The 13,465-nt window shown below is 67.9% G+C and carries 11 protein-coding genes; 6 read left to right on the top strand and 5 right to left on the bottom strand.

The window, feature by feature from the left end; genetic code table 11:
* The first annotated feature begins 176 nt into the window (after nt 1-176).
* Nucleotides 177-728 carry a porin family protein gene (locus tag V7060_RS12705; protein ID WP_334179617.1) on the top strand — a complete coding sequence of 184 codons (552 nt, stop codon included), beginning with the start codon at nt 177-179 and terminating at the stop codon, nt 726-728.
* A 54-nt stretch (nt 729-782) separates the two neighbouring features.
* Here the strand turns inward: V7060_RS12705 and V7060_RS12710 are convergent, their stop codons facing one another.
* The 4 genes from V7060_RS12710 to V7060_RS12725 all read right to left on the bottom strand — a co-directional run bounded on the left by V7060_RS12710 (nt 783) and on the right by V7060_RS12725 (nt 5,118).
* Nucleotides 783-1,964: an ABC transporter permease gene (locus V7060_RS12710; protein ID WP_334179618.1), complete on the bottom strand. Its 1,182-nt coding sequence runs from the start codon at nt 1,962-1,964 to the stop codon at nt 783-785.
* On the bottom strand, nt 1,961-2,707 hold the full coding sequence (locus tag V7060_RS12715; protein WP_334179619.1) for an ATP-binding cassette domain-containing protein: 747 nt from the start codon (nt 2,705-2,707) through the stop codon (nt 1,961-1,963). The genes V7060_RS12710 and V7060_RS12715 overlap by 4 nt, the downstream gene beginning before the upstream one ends.
* A 42-nt stretch (nt 2,708-2,749) precedes the next feature.
* Complete coding sequence (locus V7060_RS12720) at nt 2,750-4,255, bottom strand: alpha/beta hydrolase (protein ID WP_334179620.1); 1,506 nt, start codon at nt 4,253-4,255, stop codon at nt 2,750-2,752.
* A 110-nt stretch (nt 4,256-4,365) separates the two neighbouring features.
* Nucleotides 4,366-5,118, bottom strand: coding sequence for a ferredoxin--NADP reductase (locus V7060_RS12725; protein WP_334179621.1), 753 nt, complete (start codon nt 5,116-5,118; stop codon nt 4,366-4,368).
* Between the two features lie 99 nt (nt 5,119-5,217).
* Here V7060_RS12725 and V7060_RS12730 point away from each other — a divergent pair, with 99 nt between their 5' ends.
* The 4 genes from V7060_RS12730 to V7060_RS12745 all read left to right on the top strand — a co-directional run bounded on the left by V7060_RS12730 (nt 5,218) and on the right by V7060_RS12745 (nt 9,538).
* A complete protein-coding gene (locus V7060_RS12730) occupies nt 5,218-6,189 on the top strand; it encodes an ABC transporter ATP-binding protein (protein ID WP_334179622.1) in 972 nt (323 codons plus the stop codon).
* Nucleotides 6,186-6,995 carry an ABC transporter permease gene (locus tag V7060_RS12735; RefSeq protein WP_334179623.1) on the top strand — a complete coding sequence of 270 codons (810 nt, stop codon included), beginning with the start codon at nt 6,186-6,188 and terminating at the stop codon, nt 6,993-6,995. Before V7060_RS12730 ends, V7060_RS12735 begins: the two co-directional genes overlap by 4 nt.
* Entirely contained in the window at nt 6,995-7,924 is a 930-nt protein-coding gene (panE, locus tag V7060_RS12740; protein ID WP_334179624.1) for a 2-dehydropantoate 2-reductase, read from the top strand. The genes V7060_RS12735 and panE overlap by 1 nt, the downstream gene beginning before the upstream one ends.
* 90 nt (nt 7,925-8,014) lie before the next feature.
* Nucleotides 8,015-9,538 carry an OmpA family protein gene (locus V7060_RS12745; protein WP_334179625.1) on the top strand — a complete coding sequence of 508 codons (1,524 nt, stop codon included), beginning with the start codon at nt 8,015-8,017 and terminating at the stop codon, nt 9,536-9,538.
* Between the two features lie 9 nt (nt 9,539-9,547).
* Here the strand turns inward: V7060_RS12745 and V7060_RS12750 are convergent, their stop codons facing one another.
* Nucleotides 9,548-10,345, bottom strand: a complete 798-nt coding sequence (locus V7060_RS12750) for a TatD family hydrolase (protein WP_334179626.1) — start codon at nt 10,343-10,345, stop codon at nt 9,548-9,550.
* A gap of 173 nt (nt 10,346-10,518) precedes the next feature.
* On the opposite strand from V7060_RS12750, the gene hrpB reads away from it, so the two are divergent.
* Nucleotides 10,519-13,116, top strand: coding sequence for an ATP-dependent helicase HrpB (gene hrpB, locus V7060_RS12755; protein ID WP_334179627.1), 2,598 nt, complete (start codon nt 10,519-10,521; stop codon nt 13,114-13,116).
* Nucleotides 13,117-13,465 lie beyond the last annotated feature (349 nt).

Genomic DNA, 13,465 nt, shown 5'->3' on the forward strand with positions numbered 1-13,465 from the left:
TTCGATCCAGCAACTACGGCCCACTCTGGTCCGGAAAGGCTAGGAATTACCTTTCTTTTTCGCGTGGAAGATGTCGGCTAACAAAAGACGACCAGCACTGGACGGCACCAGGCACGACGATTACTGTGCCGCCGCCCGCATGACGGGCGAACATCACAACAACACGGAAGGATTCCATGAAGCGATTCACTGTTGCCGGCGCGGTTGCGCTGGCGTGCCTCACCCTCTCGTCCACCGCTGCCGCCATCCAGGCCGGCCAGTGGTACGGACGCTTCGAAATCGGCCACAGCGACCTGAAGATCGAGGTCGACGGCCTGAGTGCCGACGACACCGACACCGCCTACGGTCTGCGCATCGGCCATTACTTCACTCCGAACGTTGCCGTCGAGGGCTTCTATTCGATCCTCGGCGACCGTTCCATCCAGGGCGTTTCCTACGACATGGACGCGGTGGGCCTGGGCGTGGTGGGCAAGAAGGCGTTCGGCGCCGACAACACCGGCTTCTTCATCGCCGGCCGCGCGGGTGCGCAGAGCGTCAACACCAAGCTGAGCGCCGACGGCGTGTCGCTGCGCGACCGCTCCACCAAGCCGTACGTGGGCGTGGGCGTGGGCTACGACTTCGACCACACCAACGGCCTCAGCCTGAACTACGACTACAACAAGGGCGACCTGTTCAACGCCGACGTCACCGCACAGACGCTGACGCTGGGATACGAATACCGCTTCTGAGCCAAAAAAACGGCCACCGCAAGGTGGCCGTTTCCGTTGCGGCGACGTACGTCGTCAACCGGCGACGGCCAGCTTCTCCTGGTGGTAACGCCGTACGGCGGCGAACCACAGCAGCGCCGCCACACCGAATGCGGCCGCGACGTAGATGCCCCATGTCTGCGGGCTGATGTACTCGTTGCGGATGACCTTCAGCAACAGCTGGTTCTGCGCCAGGAACGGCACGGCGAACTGCCAGAGCTGGCTCTTCAGCGGATTGGCCATCAGCGCGAACGTCGGGATCATCGGCAGCAGCATCAGCCAGGTCATGTGGCTCTGCGCTTCCTTCATGCTCTTCGCCGACGCGGCGAGATAGGTCAGCAGCGAGGTGCCGATGAACAGCATCGGCAGCAGGATCAGCAGCATCTTGCCCATCGACAGGAACGACACGTTCAACTGCCGGCCCAGCGTGCCCGCGAACTGCGCGCTGAACTTGAAGGCGAGCAGCGTCAGCAGCAGGGTCGTCAGGCCGATCGCGCACGCCGCCGCGATCTTGCCGCTGACCACCGCGCTGCGCGGTGCCGGCGTGGCCAGCAACGGCTCCAGCGATTGCCGCTCGCGTTCGCCCGCGGTCGCATCGAGGATCAGGTAGGCGCCGCCGATGAAGGACGTGAGGATCAGCAGGTACGGCAGCAGCACCGACAGCAGCATGCCCTGCTTGGCTTCGGGCGTGGCCAGGTCCTGCATGCCGACGTTCACCGGCCGCGCGACCGACGCATCCACGCCACGCGCGAGCAGGCGCAGCGCGCCGACCTGCTGGCTGTATGCGGAGAGCGCGGCATTGACGCGTTGCGTGGGAATGTCGGCATCGCGACGCGTGCTGTCGCGGATGATCTCCACCAGCGCGGGGCGGCCGTTGCGCCAGTCGTCCGCATAGTCTGGGCTGATGCGCAGGGCGACGTCGATCTCCTGCGTGCGTATCGCCGCATCCAGGTTGTCGGGCGCCTTCGCGGACGTGATGCCGTTGGTGGCGAGGAACTTCACCAGGTTCGGCGCGTGTTCGGCGCCGACCATCGGGATCTCCAGCGTCTTGTCGACCTGGGTGCGGATGCGGTTCTCGGTCAGGTAGCCCATGCCCAGCATCAGCGCGGGATACAGCAGCGGGCCGAGGAACAGGGCCAGCGCCAGCGTGCGGCGGTCACGCGACAGGTCGCGCAGTTCCTTGCGCATCACGGTGAAGACAGTACGGAACATGTTCATGCCAGCAGGCCCTCCTCCGACCCGATCACCTTGACGAAGGCGTCCTCCAGGTTGTCCTCGCCCGCCTGCGCGCGCAGTTCGTCGGCGGTGCCGGCGGCGACTACCGTACCCTTGGCGATGATGACGATGCGGTCGCAGAGCGCAGCGACCTCCTGCATGATGTGGCTGGAGAAGATCACGCAGCGGCCTTCGTCGCGCAGCTGGTGCAGGAAGCCGCGCATCGCGCGGGTCGTCATCACGTCCAGGCCGTTGGTGGGTTCGTCGAGGATGACGTTGCGCGGGTCGTGCACCAGCGCGCGGGCGATCGCGGTCTTGGTGCGCTGGCCCTGGCTGAAGCCTTCGGTCTGGCGATCGAGGATGTCGCCCATGTCCAGCGCATCGGACAGCGCCTGCGTGCGCTCGGCGATCTGCTTCGACGACAGCCCGTGCAGCTCGCCGAAGTAGGCGATGTTCTCGCGTGCGGTCAGGCGCTTGTACACGCCGCGGGCATCGGGCAGCACACCCAGCGCGCGACGCACGGCGACCGGGTCGCGCGCGGTGTCGATGCCGTCCACGCGGACTTCGCCGCGGTCGGGTGTCATCAGCGTGTACAGCATGCGCATGGTGGTGGTCTTGCCGGCGCCGTTGGGGCCGAGCAGGCCGGTGATCTGGCCGTCGTGGGCGGTGAAGCTGACGCCGTCCACGGCGGTGACCGTTCCGGTCTTGGTCTTGAAGGACTTGTGCAGGTCGTTGGCGATGATCATTCGGTCATGTCCATTGAGAAGGGCGGGCGCGCGAAGCGCGGCTCACGGCTCCCAGCCGTTGAAGCTGGTGAAGGGCGGCACGTAGTCGAGGCTGTCGAGGCAGGTCGCGTCGAGGTCCTTCGCGTTGGCCGTTTCCAGGAAGCGGCCGAGCAGCTTCGGCATGCAGCCGACGGCGAACGTGCCGTGGCCCTGGCCCTTCAGCGTCAGGTGGCGGCCGTTCGACAACGTGCGCAGCACCTGCTCGCCGTAGCGCGGCGGGGTGACCGGATCCAGTTCACCGGAGGTGATCAGGGTGGGAACGTCCGACGTCCACGCCGTGTGGAAATCCGCCGGCCGCTGGCCCGTGGGCCACGCGCCACACTGCGCCTTGAGGGTGTCGCCCAGCACGCTGCCCAGTACCGTATCGGTGTCGGCGGGATCGGCCTTCAGCAGGTCGGCATCCTCGGCGCAGATCACCGACAGCTGCATGCCATGCATGAACTGGTCGCCGACCTGCGTCTCCAGCATTTTCGACAGCGACATCAGCGACCCGTAACGGCCCTGCTGCGCCTCATTGAGGACCAGCGGCAGCAGCGCCGCGCCCTGCGGGTAGTACGAGTACATGCGGGTGATGCCGGCAACGGTGCCCGCGGAGACCTGGCCGCTGACGAGTTCGCCGGTCGAAGGATCGCGATAGTCGGTGTCCACCGGCGTCGCGGCCAATCGCGTCATCAGCGTACGCAGCTGCCCGCGCAGGTCGTCGCCGAAGCGCTGCTTGCACGTCGGCGTCGCCTGGCAACGCTGGAACTGCAGCGCCAGCGCCGCATCCAGGTTGCGCGCGTGCTCGCTGCCCAGCACCAGCTCGTTCGGCACCACGCCGTCGATCACCACGCTGCGCGTGCTGTCGGGATGACGCATGGCGTACTGCTGCGCCACGCGCGTGCCGTAGGAGCCGCCGACGAGGTTGATCTTCGCCACGCCCAGTGCCTTGCGCACGCTGTCCAGATCGCGCACGGCATCGGTGGTGGTGTAGAAGCGCGGATCGGCCTGCAGCGAGGCGGCGCATTCGCGGGCGAACGCCACCGCCGCGGCCTCGCTCAGGTCTTCCGCGTCGCTGTAGGCATTGCGCCCTTCGTCGTCCTTGCAGGACAGCGGATTCGATTTGCCGGTGCCACGCTGGTCGACCAGCACGATATGCCGCGACTTGCGCACCTCGCGGAATGCGGCGTCGATGGCGGGCCAGACCTGCACCGCCGCCTGTCCCGGACCACCGGCGAGGAAGAACACCGGGTCCTCGGTCGCCGCGCCCTCGTTGGTGGCGGGCAGCCACGCGATGTTCAGCGCCACCTTGCGGCCCTCGGGCTTCGCCGGGTCCTCGGCCACGTCGTACGTCGCGCATTGCGCTTCCACCGTGGTGGTCAGGTAGGGCGCGGTCAGCGTGCAGGGCTTGAAGGCGATGTCGCCGTAGTGGCGCACGGCCTGCTGGTCGGGGCCGGTGGCGGTGCCGTTGCAGCCTGCCAGCAGCAAGCCGCCCAGCGCGAGCGCGAGTGATCGATGAAGAAGAGCCATGTATCAGTTCCGTTGGAGGCGGGTCCCAGCATGCCATGACGGTGCGGCGGGACGGATGTGACCAACGGCGCTTACCTGGACGTTCCATCGTCCTGACGGCCCCGCCGGCGCTACTTGCTCGACACGTATTTTTCCCGGCGGATCTGCGGGACGGGCAGGCCGTGTTCCTTCAGTGTCTCGAAACAGGCATCGACCATGTCGGGGTTGCCGCACAGGTAGGCGATGTCGCGCGCCGCATCGGGCGCGAACTCGGCAAGGTGTTGCTGCACGTAACCCTGTCGCACATCGGGATGCGGATCGGCCGGCAGTTCGCGCGACAGGCAGGGTACGTAACGGAAGGCCGGATGCATGTCGGCGAAGGCGCGGAACTCGTCGCCATACAGCAGCTCGGTGGGCGTGCGTGCGCCCTGCAGCAGCACGACGTCGATACCGCGCCCGGCCATCAGCGCCTCCAGTTGCGGCAGCATCGAGCGGTAGGGGGTGACGCCGGTGCCGGTGGCGATCAGCAGGTAGCGCGCGTTGCGGTCGCCCGGCATCAGGCAGAAGCGGCCGAACGGTCCGCTGGCCTCCACGTGGCCGCCTTCCGGCAGGCCTTCGAACAGGGCGGTCGCCGCACCGCCGGGCACGTAGCTGACCGCGATCTCCACCGCCTCGCCCGGACCCATCGCGTGGTCGTGGATCGTCGCCAGCGAATAGCTGCGCTTGGTCGCCGTGCCGTCCGCGTAGCTGAAATGCACCTGGATGAACTGACCGGGGATGAAATCCAGCGGCTGGCCGTCGTCGCGCACGAAGCTGTAGTGGCCCACGCTGGGCGCCAGCATGCGGCGTCCGACGAGCTTCAGGGGAAAGGGAGCGATGGCCAAAGCGGCTGGAACACTCTGTGGCCCGGGGCGGCCCCGGCGAGGCGCCTATAATAAGCGCTCGCCCTCCCACCGCGCCCCCGCGCGCATCGCAAGGCTCCCATGGCGTCTCCTTCCGCGGCTTCCGCCGCCACTCCCGCGCTGGCCATCACCGACCTGCGCAAGGTCTACGACACCGGCGTGCAGGCCCTCAAGGGCGTGTCGCTGCAGGTCGAACCCGGCGATTTCTTCGCCCTGCTCGGCCCCAATGGCGCGGGCAAGTCCACCCTCATCGGCATCGTCAGTTCGCTGGTCAACAAGAGCAGCGGGCAGGTCGGCGTGTTCGGTGTGGACATCGACCGCGACCGCGACGGGGCGATGCGCCTGCTGGGCCTGGTGCCGCAGGAAATCAACTTCAACATGTTCGAGAAGCCGCTCGACATCTGCGTGAACTACGCGGGTTTCTACGGCATCCCGCGCGCCCAAGCGCTGGTGCGCGCAGAAGAGGAACTCAAGCGCGCGCAGTTGTGGGAGAAGGCCCACGTCATGAGCCGTACGCTGTCCGGCGGCATGAAGCGCCGGCTGATGATCGCCCGCGCCATGATGACCCGGCCGAAGCTGCTGATCCTGGACGAACCCACGGCCGGCGTGGACATCGAGATCCGCCGCGGCATGTGGAAGACCCTGAAGGACATCAACGAAGCCGGCACCACCATCATCCTGACCACGCACTACCTGGAAGAGGCTGAGAGCCTCTGCCGCAATCTCGCCATCATCGACCGTGGCGTCATCGTCGAGCAGGGCCCGATGCGCGCGCTATTGGCCAAGCTCGATGTCGAGGGTTTCCTGTTCGACATCGACGGCGACCTGCCGGCGCAGCTGCCGGTGATCGAAGGCACCACGCTGTCCGCCACCGACAGCCACACACTGGACCTGGACATGCCGCGCGCGATGGACCTCAACCGTGTCTTCACCGCACTGGGCGATGCGGGCATCTGCGTGCGCTCCATGCGCACCAAGAGCAACCGGCTGGAAGAGCTGTTCGTGCGCCTGACCGGCGACGAAGCCGCCGCCAAGCGGGAGCAGGCCGCATGAGCGCCACCGAGATGCAGCAGGCCGCCGCCGACACGCCGTTCCGCAAGAACCTGGTCGCACTGGGTACGATCGTCCGTCGCGAAGTGAACCGCATCCTTCGCATCTGGGGCCAGACCCTGGTGCCGCCGGCCATCACCATGACGCTGTACTTCCTGATCTTCGGCGGCCTGATCGGCAGCCGCATCGGCGACATGGGCGGCTACACCTACATGGAGTTCATCGTGCCGGGCCTGGTGATGATGAGCATCATCCAGAACAGCTACGGCAACATCAGTTCCAGCTTCTTCGGCGCCAAGTTCGGTCGCCACGTCGAGGAACTGCTGGTCAGCCCGATGCCGAACTGGGTGATCCTTCTGGGTTACGTAGCCGGCGCTGTGCTGCGCGGCCTGATGGTCGGCGCGATCGTGCTGGTCATCGCGATGTTCTTCACCAAGGTGCGCATCCCGCATCCGCTGGTGACCATCACCACGGTGCTGCTGGGCGCGACGATCTTCTCGCTGGCCGGCTTCGTCAATGCGGCGTACGCGAAGAAGTTCGACGACATCGCCATCGTGCCGACCTTCATCCTGACCCCGCTGACCTACCTCGGCGGCGTGTTCTACTCGGTCAAGCTGCTGCCGCCGTGGGCCGAGGCGCTGACCCACGCCAACCCGATCTTCTACATGGTCAACGCCTTCCGCTACGGCCTGCTCGGCACCAGCGACGTGCCGCTGTGGGTCGCCTATGCGCTGATGCTCGCGTTCGTGTTCGGGCTGGCCGCGCTGGGACTGTGGCTGCTGAAGAAGGGCGTGGGGCTGCGCAGCTGATGCGGCTGCTCGTGCTCGGTGCCGGTGGCACCGGCGGCTACTTCGGCGGTCGCCTCGCGCAGGCCGGCATCGACGCCAGCTTCCTGGTGCGTCCAGTGCGTGCGGCGCGCCTGCGCGAACGCGGCCTGCGTATCCGCAGCCCGCTGGGCGATGCCGATGTTCGGGTGCACGTCACTACCGCAGACGAACTCGGCAACGCCGCCCCGTTCGACCTGGTGCTGTTGAGCTGCAAGGCCTACGACCTGGACAGCGCGATGGACGCCATCGCACCGGCGGTCGCTGCGGGTGCCGCCGTGTTGCCGCTGCTCAACGGCCTGCGCCAGTACGACGCGCTGGATGCGCGCTTCGGTTTCGAAAGAATCCTGGGCGGCCTGTGCTTCATCAGCGCCACGCTGGCCGCCGATGGCGAGATCCTGCACCTCGGCAAGCCGGCCTCGATGACGTTCGGTGAACGCGCCGGCCAGTCGCCGGATACACGCCTGCAGGCATTGGCTGCCGCCTGCACGCAGGCCGGCATCGACCATCTGTACACACCGGACATCGCGCAGGCTCAGTGGGTCAAGTACAGCTTCCTCACCGCACTGGCGGCCGGGACGTGCGCGATGCGTGCGCCGATCGGCACCATCGTGGCGGGCGAGGGCGGTGCGGAGTTCATGGCCGCTCTGCATGACGAATGCCTGGCGGTCGCCGCGGCATCCGGCCAGTCGGTGCCTGCCGCCGCGCAAGCGAACGCGCGGGAGATCCTCGTTGCGGCGGGTTCGCCGATGAAGGCGTCGATGCTGCGCGATCTGGAAGCCGGCCAGCGCGTCGAAGCCGCGCATATCGTCGGCGACATGGTCCATCGCGCCATGGTGCACGGTATCGCGGTTCCCCGCCTGCATGCCGCGTGGGTGCACCTGCAGGCCTACGACGCGCAACGCACCGGCTGATCTCCGCCGTGACGCGCGTCCACGAGCGCTGAACCTCCATCGGGTACGCTCGCGGCTCCCCACACTCAGGAGCGAGGACGAATGCGGAGCATGATGTTGGCCACGGCCTGCGCCACGGCGCTGGTGCTGTCGGCATGCGGTAGCAAGGACACGGACGCCCCGGCGGCGGCGGATGCCACGCCAACGGCGGAAACGCCCACGCCATCGGCGCCCGAAGCAACCCCGCGTGGCGACCGTGCGGCGGGCGACCAGTTGCTGGACAAGGAAGGCCGGCCGATCGCGATCGTTCCCTTCGATCCCGCCAGCGTGCCGGTCAGCGCGCAGGCACTGGGCAGCGACCTGCCGTTCTTCTCGATGCCGGCGGGGTACGGGCCGGTCAACCGCGCGGCGAAGCGGTCGTTCGCCCGCTTTCCGTTTCGTCTGGGCGAAGGTCTGCACTGGGTCGAAGGCCGCAGCTGGAGCACCCGCATCGGCATCGACCGCGATCAGGCGCGGGACAAGGAATACTCGGCGCTGGAACTGAAGCGCAACCTGCTGGCCGTGCTGGAGCAGGCGGGTGCGAAACAGGTGTTCGAGGGACCGCTGAAGCGTGATTTCTACTACGGCTCGCAGCTGGAAGACGAGATCGGCGGAGGCTTCATCGAAGGCGTGAACATGGCGGAGGACACGCCGACCACCGTGCACGTGATACGCCAGGCGGACCGTACCCTCTGGGTGCAGCTGTCGTCCGACTCGCATTCGGCCGGGCTGGTGGTCGTCGAGGAACGCCCGTTCGTTGCGACGGCCCACTGGCAGGATACGTTCCCGTATCTGTCGCTGCCGGCCGACTACGAGGACGGCAACCGCCCCACGCAGCGCGACTTCGACGCCTATCCCTTCTGGACCGGTGCCGCGTTCGAGAACGTCGAAGGCAGGACCTACACGGCCTCGGTGAAGGCGAAGGAAGGCCAGCACTCGATGTACGAGGTGCGCCGCAACCTCGAAGCGATGATGGCCGAAGCCGGCGGGACGAAGCTGTTCGATGGCCGCATTCCGAAGGACGCCGCCGAGCGCATTACCTTCGAACAGAAGAGTCCGTACAGCAATGGCACCGGCTTCGGCTGGGATGGCTACGACTCGCTGGTCTATCGCGTCGACCTGGCGGACGGACGCCAGGTCTGGGTGCATGCGCGGCTGGAATACCTGAGCGCGGGCTGGGTGGTCGTCGAACGCAAGGGCTTGGTGCAGACCGCCGCACTGCTGCCCGCCGACGTGCTGAAGCAGCAGCTCGACGCCAGCGGCCGCGTCGCCATCCAGGTCAACTTCGCTACCGACAAGGCCGACCTCCTGCCGGATTCGAAGCCGCAGCTCGACCAGGTGCTGGCGCTGCTGACGCAGGATCCGGCGCTGTCGCTGTCGGTCGAAGGCCACACCGACAACACGGGTACCGCCGAACGCAACCGCACGCTGTCGACCGCGCGGGCCACCTCGGTGGTCGCCGCGCTGACCGGGCAGGGCATCGACGCCAAGCGGCTCGCCGCCGCCGGTTTCGGCCAGGACAAGCCGGTCGCCGACAACGGCACCGAGGCAGGTCGCGCGAAGAACCGTCGCGTGGAGCTGGTCAGGAAGCGCTGACCGTCGGCATCAGCCCGGCGTCGGCAACCGGAAGAACGCGCGTGCCGTCGCCGTCGTGGCGGCGGCGGTGACCTCGATGTCCTCGCCGCGATCGCGTGCCAGCTCGGCGACGATGTGGGCGAGGTACATCGGCTCGTTGCGCCGGTGCGAAGGCTGCGGCTTCACCGTGCGCGGCAGCAGGTAGGGCGCGTCGGTCTCGATCATCAGCCGGTTCGCCGGGATGTTCTTCACCAGTTCGCGCAGGTGCAGGCCGCGGCGTTCGTCGCACAGCCAGCCGGTGATGCCGATATGCCAGTCCTGGTCCAGGCAGTCGAACAGTTCCTTCCTGGTGCCGGTGAAGCAGTGCACGACGGCCGGACCCAGCTTGCCGTCGAAGTTCCTCATCATCGCCACGAAATCGTCGTGCGCGTCGCGCTGATGCAGGAACAGCGGTTTTTCGGTGTCCACCGCAATCTGCAACTGGCGCTCGAACGCCTTGCGCTGCGCCGGGCGCGGCGAGAAGTCGCGGAAGTAGTCCAGCCCGCATTCGCCCACGGCCACGACCTCGGGGTACGCGTGCAGTGCGCGCATCTCGGCGTCGCACTCGTCGGTGTACTCGGTGGCGTGATGCGGATGCACGCCGGCCGTGGCGAACAGCTCGCCCGCATGCGCCTGCGCCAGCCGCAGCGCAGTCGGCGAGTGCTCGCGGCTGGCGCCGGTCACCACCTGCTGCACCACGCCGGCTTCGCGTGCGCGCTGAAGCACCGCGTTGCGGTCGTGGTCGAAGCTGTCGTGGGTAAGGTTGGCGCCGATGTCGATGAGATCCATGGCTGCATTTTAAACCTTGGCGTGCGTCGTTGTAGGAGCGACGTAAGTCGCGACCGCGAAAACGAAAAGCCCGTATCCAGCGGAAATCTCCCGGAACTACAGTCACGCAAACCGTGCGGTCGCGACTTACGTCGCTCCTACAGAGGCACGGCAGGCCTTATCCTTCCCACCGCATGCCATCACCCACGTTCCCGATCACCCCTCTGCTGCAGGACATCGTCCGCAGCCTGTCCGAGCATCCGCGCCTGGTGCTGGAGGCACCGCCCGGCGCCGGCAAGACCACGCAGGTGCCGCTTGCCCTGCTGGACCAGCCGTGGCTGCAGGGCCGCAAGATCGTGGTGCTGGAACCGCGCCGCGTGGCTGCGCGCGCTGCGGCCGGATTCATGGCGAAGCAGCGTGGCGAAGGCGTCGGCGGCACGGTCGGCTACCGCATCCGCTTCGAGAACAAGGTCGGTCCCGACACGCGGATCGAAGTCGTCACCGAAGGCATCCTGACGCGGATGATCCAGGACGACCCGATGCTCGAGGACGTCGGCGCGATCCTGTTCGACGAATTCCACGAACGCCACCTCGCCGGCGACCTCGGCCTGGCGCTGGCGCTGGACGTGCAGGCACAGCTGCGCGAGGACCTGCGCCTCGTCGTCATGTCCGCCACGCTCGATGGCGAGAAGCTGGCGCGTTTCCTCGATGCGCCGCGCCTGAGCAGCGAGGGCCGCAGCTTCCCGGTGCAGGCGGCGCACTTTCCGGCGCGTCGCGACGAGTCACTCGACGTCCAGGTACGCCGCGCCGTGGAGCATGCGGTCCAGTCGCATCCGGGCGACGTGCTGGTCTTCCTGCCGGGCCAGCGCGAGATCGCACGGGTGGCGGCGATGTTGAGTCCCTCTCCCGACGGGAGAGGGGTTGGGGTGAGGGGCGACGAAGGTCGCGATGGTGCCGGCAACAGGACTGCGCTCGCCCCTCATCCGCCCTCCGGGCACCTTCTCCCTGGGGGAGAAGGGAAAGAAAACTTCATCGTGCTGGCACTGCACGGCGAACTGCCGGTGGAAAAACAGTCCGAAGCGCTGCAGCCGGACCCGCAGGGTCGCCGCCGCGTGGTGCTGGCCACCAACGTGGCGGAATCGTCGGTGACCCTGCCCGGCGTGCGCGTGGTGGTCGACAGCGGCCTGGCGCGGGAGCCGTCCTACGATCCGAACAGCGGGTTCTCCCGGCTGGAAATCACCACGATTTCGCAGGCGTCCGCCGACCAGCGCGCCGGTCGCGCCGGTCGTGTCGCCGATGGGTGGGCCTATCGCTTGTGGCCGCAGTCGCAGCGGCTGGACCCGCAGCGCCGACCGGAGATCGCGCTGGTCGAACTCGGTGCACTGGCGCTGGAACTGGCCGCCTGGGGCAGCGATGCGTTGCGCTTCGTCGACGCGCCGCCGCCAGGCGCGTTGAATGCCGCACGCGATCTGCTGCGCCGCCTCGGTGCGCTGACCACGACGAATGCCATCACGCCGCTGGGCAAGCGCATGCTGACGCTGGGCACGCATCCGCGCCTGGCCGCGATGCTGCTGTCGGCGGGCGAGGGCGACGACCGCGCGCTGGCCTGCGATCTCGCCGCACTGGTCGAGGCACGCGATCCGCTGCGCATGGGCGGCGATGCGTTGGCCTCGCGCTGGCGTGCCTTGGCCGCATTCCGCAGCGGACGTGCGCAGGGTGATGCCAACCGCTCGGGGTTGGCTGCCATCGACGCAGCAGCGAAGCAATGGCGCCGCCGGGTGCGCGAATCGACGTCCCCGCCTTCCTCGGTCGAAGCGCACCGGCTCGGCGACGTGCTGATGCATGCGTTTCCGGACCGCATCGGCTTCCGGCACCCACAGGACGCGCGCCGCTACCTGCTGGCGAACGGGCGCAGTGCGAAGTTGTTCGACGACAGCGCACTGGTCGGCGAGCCGTGGATCGTCGTCAGCGAATTGCGGCACGAGAACCGCGACGCGCTGGTGCAGCGCGGTGCGCCGGTGGACGAGCAACGCCTGCGCCGCGACTTCGCCGACCGCTTCGTCACGGAGGACACCGTGCGCTGGGACGCAGCGCGTCGCGCGCTGTCCGCGCAGCGCGAATCGCGCTTCGACCAGATCGTGTTCGATGCGCGACCGGCGGGCCGCGTGGATCCGCAGCTCGCCGCCGCGGCGCTGACCGACGCGGTGCGCGATCTCGGCCTGGAGGCGTTGTCATGGCCCGAGTCGCTGCAGCAATGGCGCGAGCGCGTGCGCTGCCTGCGCGAGTGGATGCCGGACCTCGGCCTGCCCGACCTGTCGGATGACGCGCTGATGGCCACGCTGGACGATTGGCTGAAGCCGGCGTTCGCCGGCAAGACGCGCCTGGAGGCACTGGGCGAGGACGACTTGGCGAATGCGCTGAAGTCCGGCATGGACTGGTCGCTGCGTCAGCGCATCGACCAGCTGGCGCCGACCCGCATCACCGTGCCATCCGGCATGGAGCGTCGCATCGACTACGCGCATGGCCAGCCGCCGGTGCTGGCGGTGAAGCTGCAGGAGCTGTTCGGCCTGGCCGACACGCCGCGCATCGCCGACGGCCGCATGCCGCTGTTGCTGCACCTGCTGTCCCCGGGCGGCAAGTCGCTGCAGGTCACCGCCGATCTGCGCAACTTCTGGAACTCGACCTATGCCGAGGTAAGGAAGGAGATGAAGGGGCGGTACCCGAGGCATCCCTGGCCCGACGACCCCTGGAGCGCCCAGGCAACGCATCGGGCGAAACCCCGCGGAACGTAACGTGCGCCATGCGCACGACCGCATGAACCCCCATCGCAGCACCCGGATACCATCGCTCGATTCCACATCGCGGATCGTGCGCATGGCGCACGCTACGAGTCCGTTCAGCCGCGGCGGTGGCGCATGCTCCACGTCGCGGGAAGGCTTCACTCGGCGCGGCCCGACGACCCCTGGAGCGCCCAGGCAACGCATCGGGCAAAGCCCCGCGGAACGTAGCGTGCGCCATGCGCACGACTGCATGAACCCCCATCGCAGCACCCGGATACCATCGCTCGATTCCACATCGCGGATCGTGCGCATGGCGCACGCTACGAGTCCGTTCAGCCGCGGCGGTGGCGCATGCTCCACG

The sequence above is a fragment of the Pseudoxanthomonas sp. genome (genome assembly GCF_036845285.1).
In the GTDB taxonomy this organism is placed as follows: domain Bacteria; phylum Pseudomonadota; class Gammaproteobacteria; order Xanthomonadales; family Xanthomonadaceae; genus Pseudoxanthomonas_A.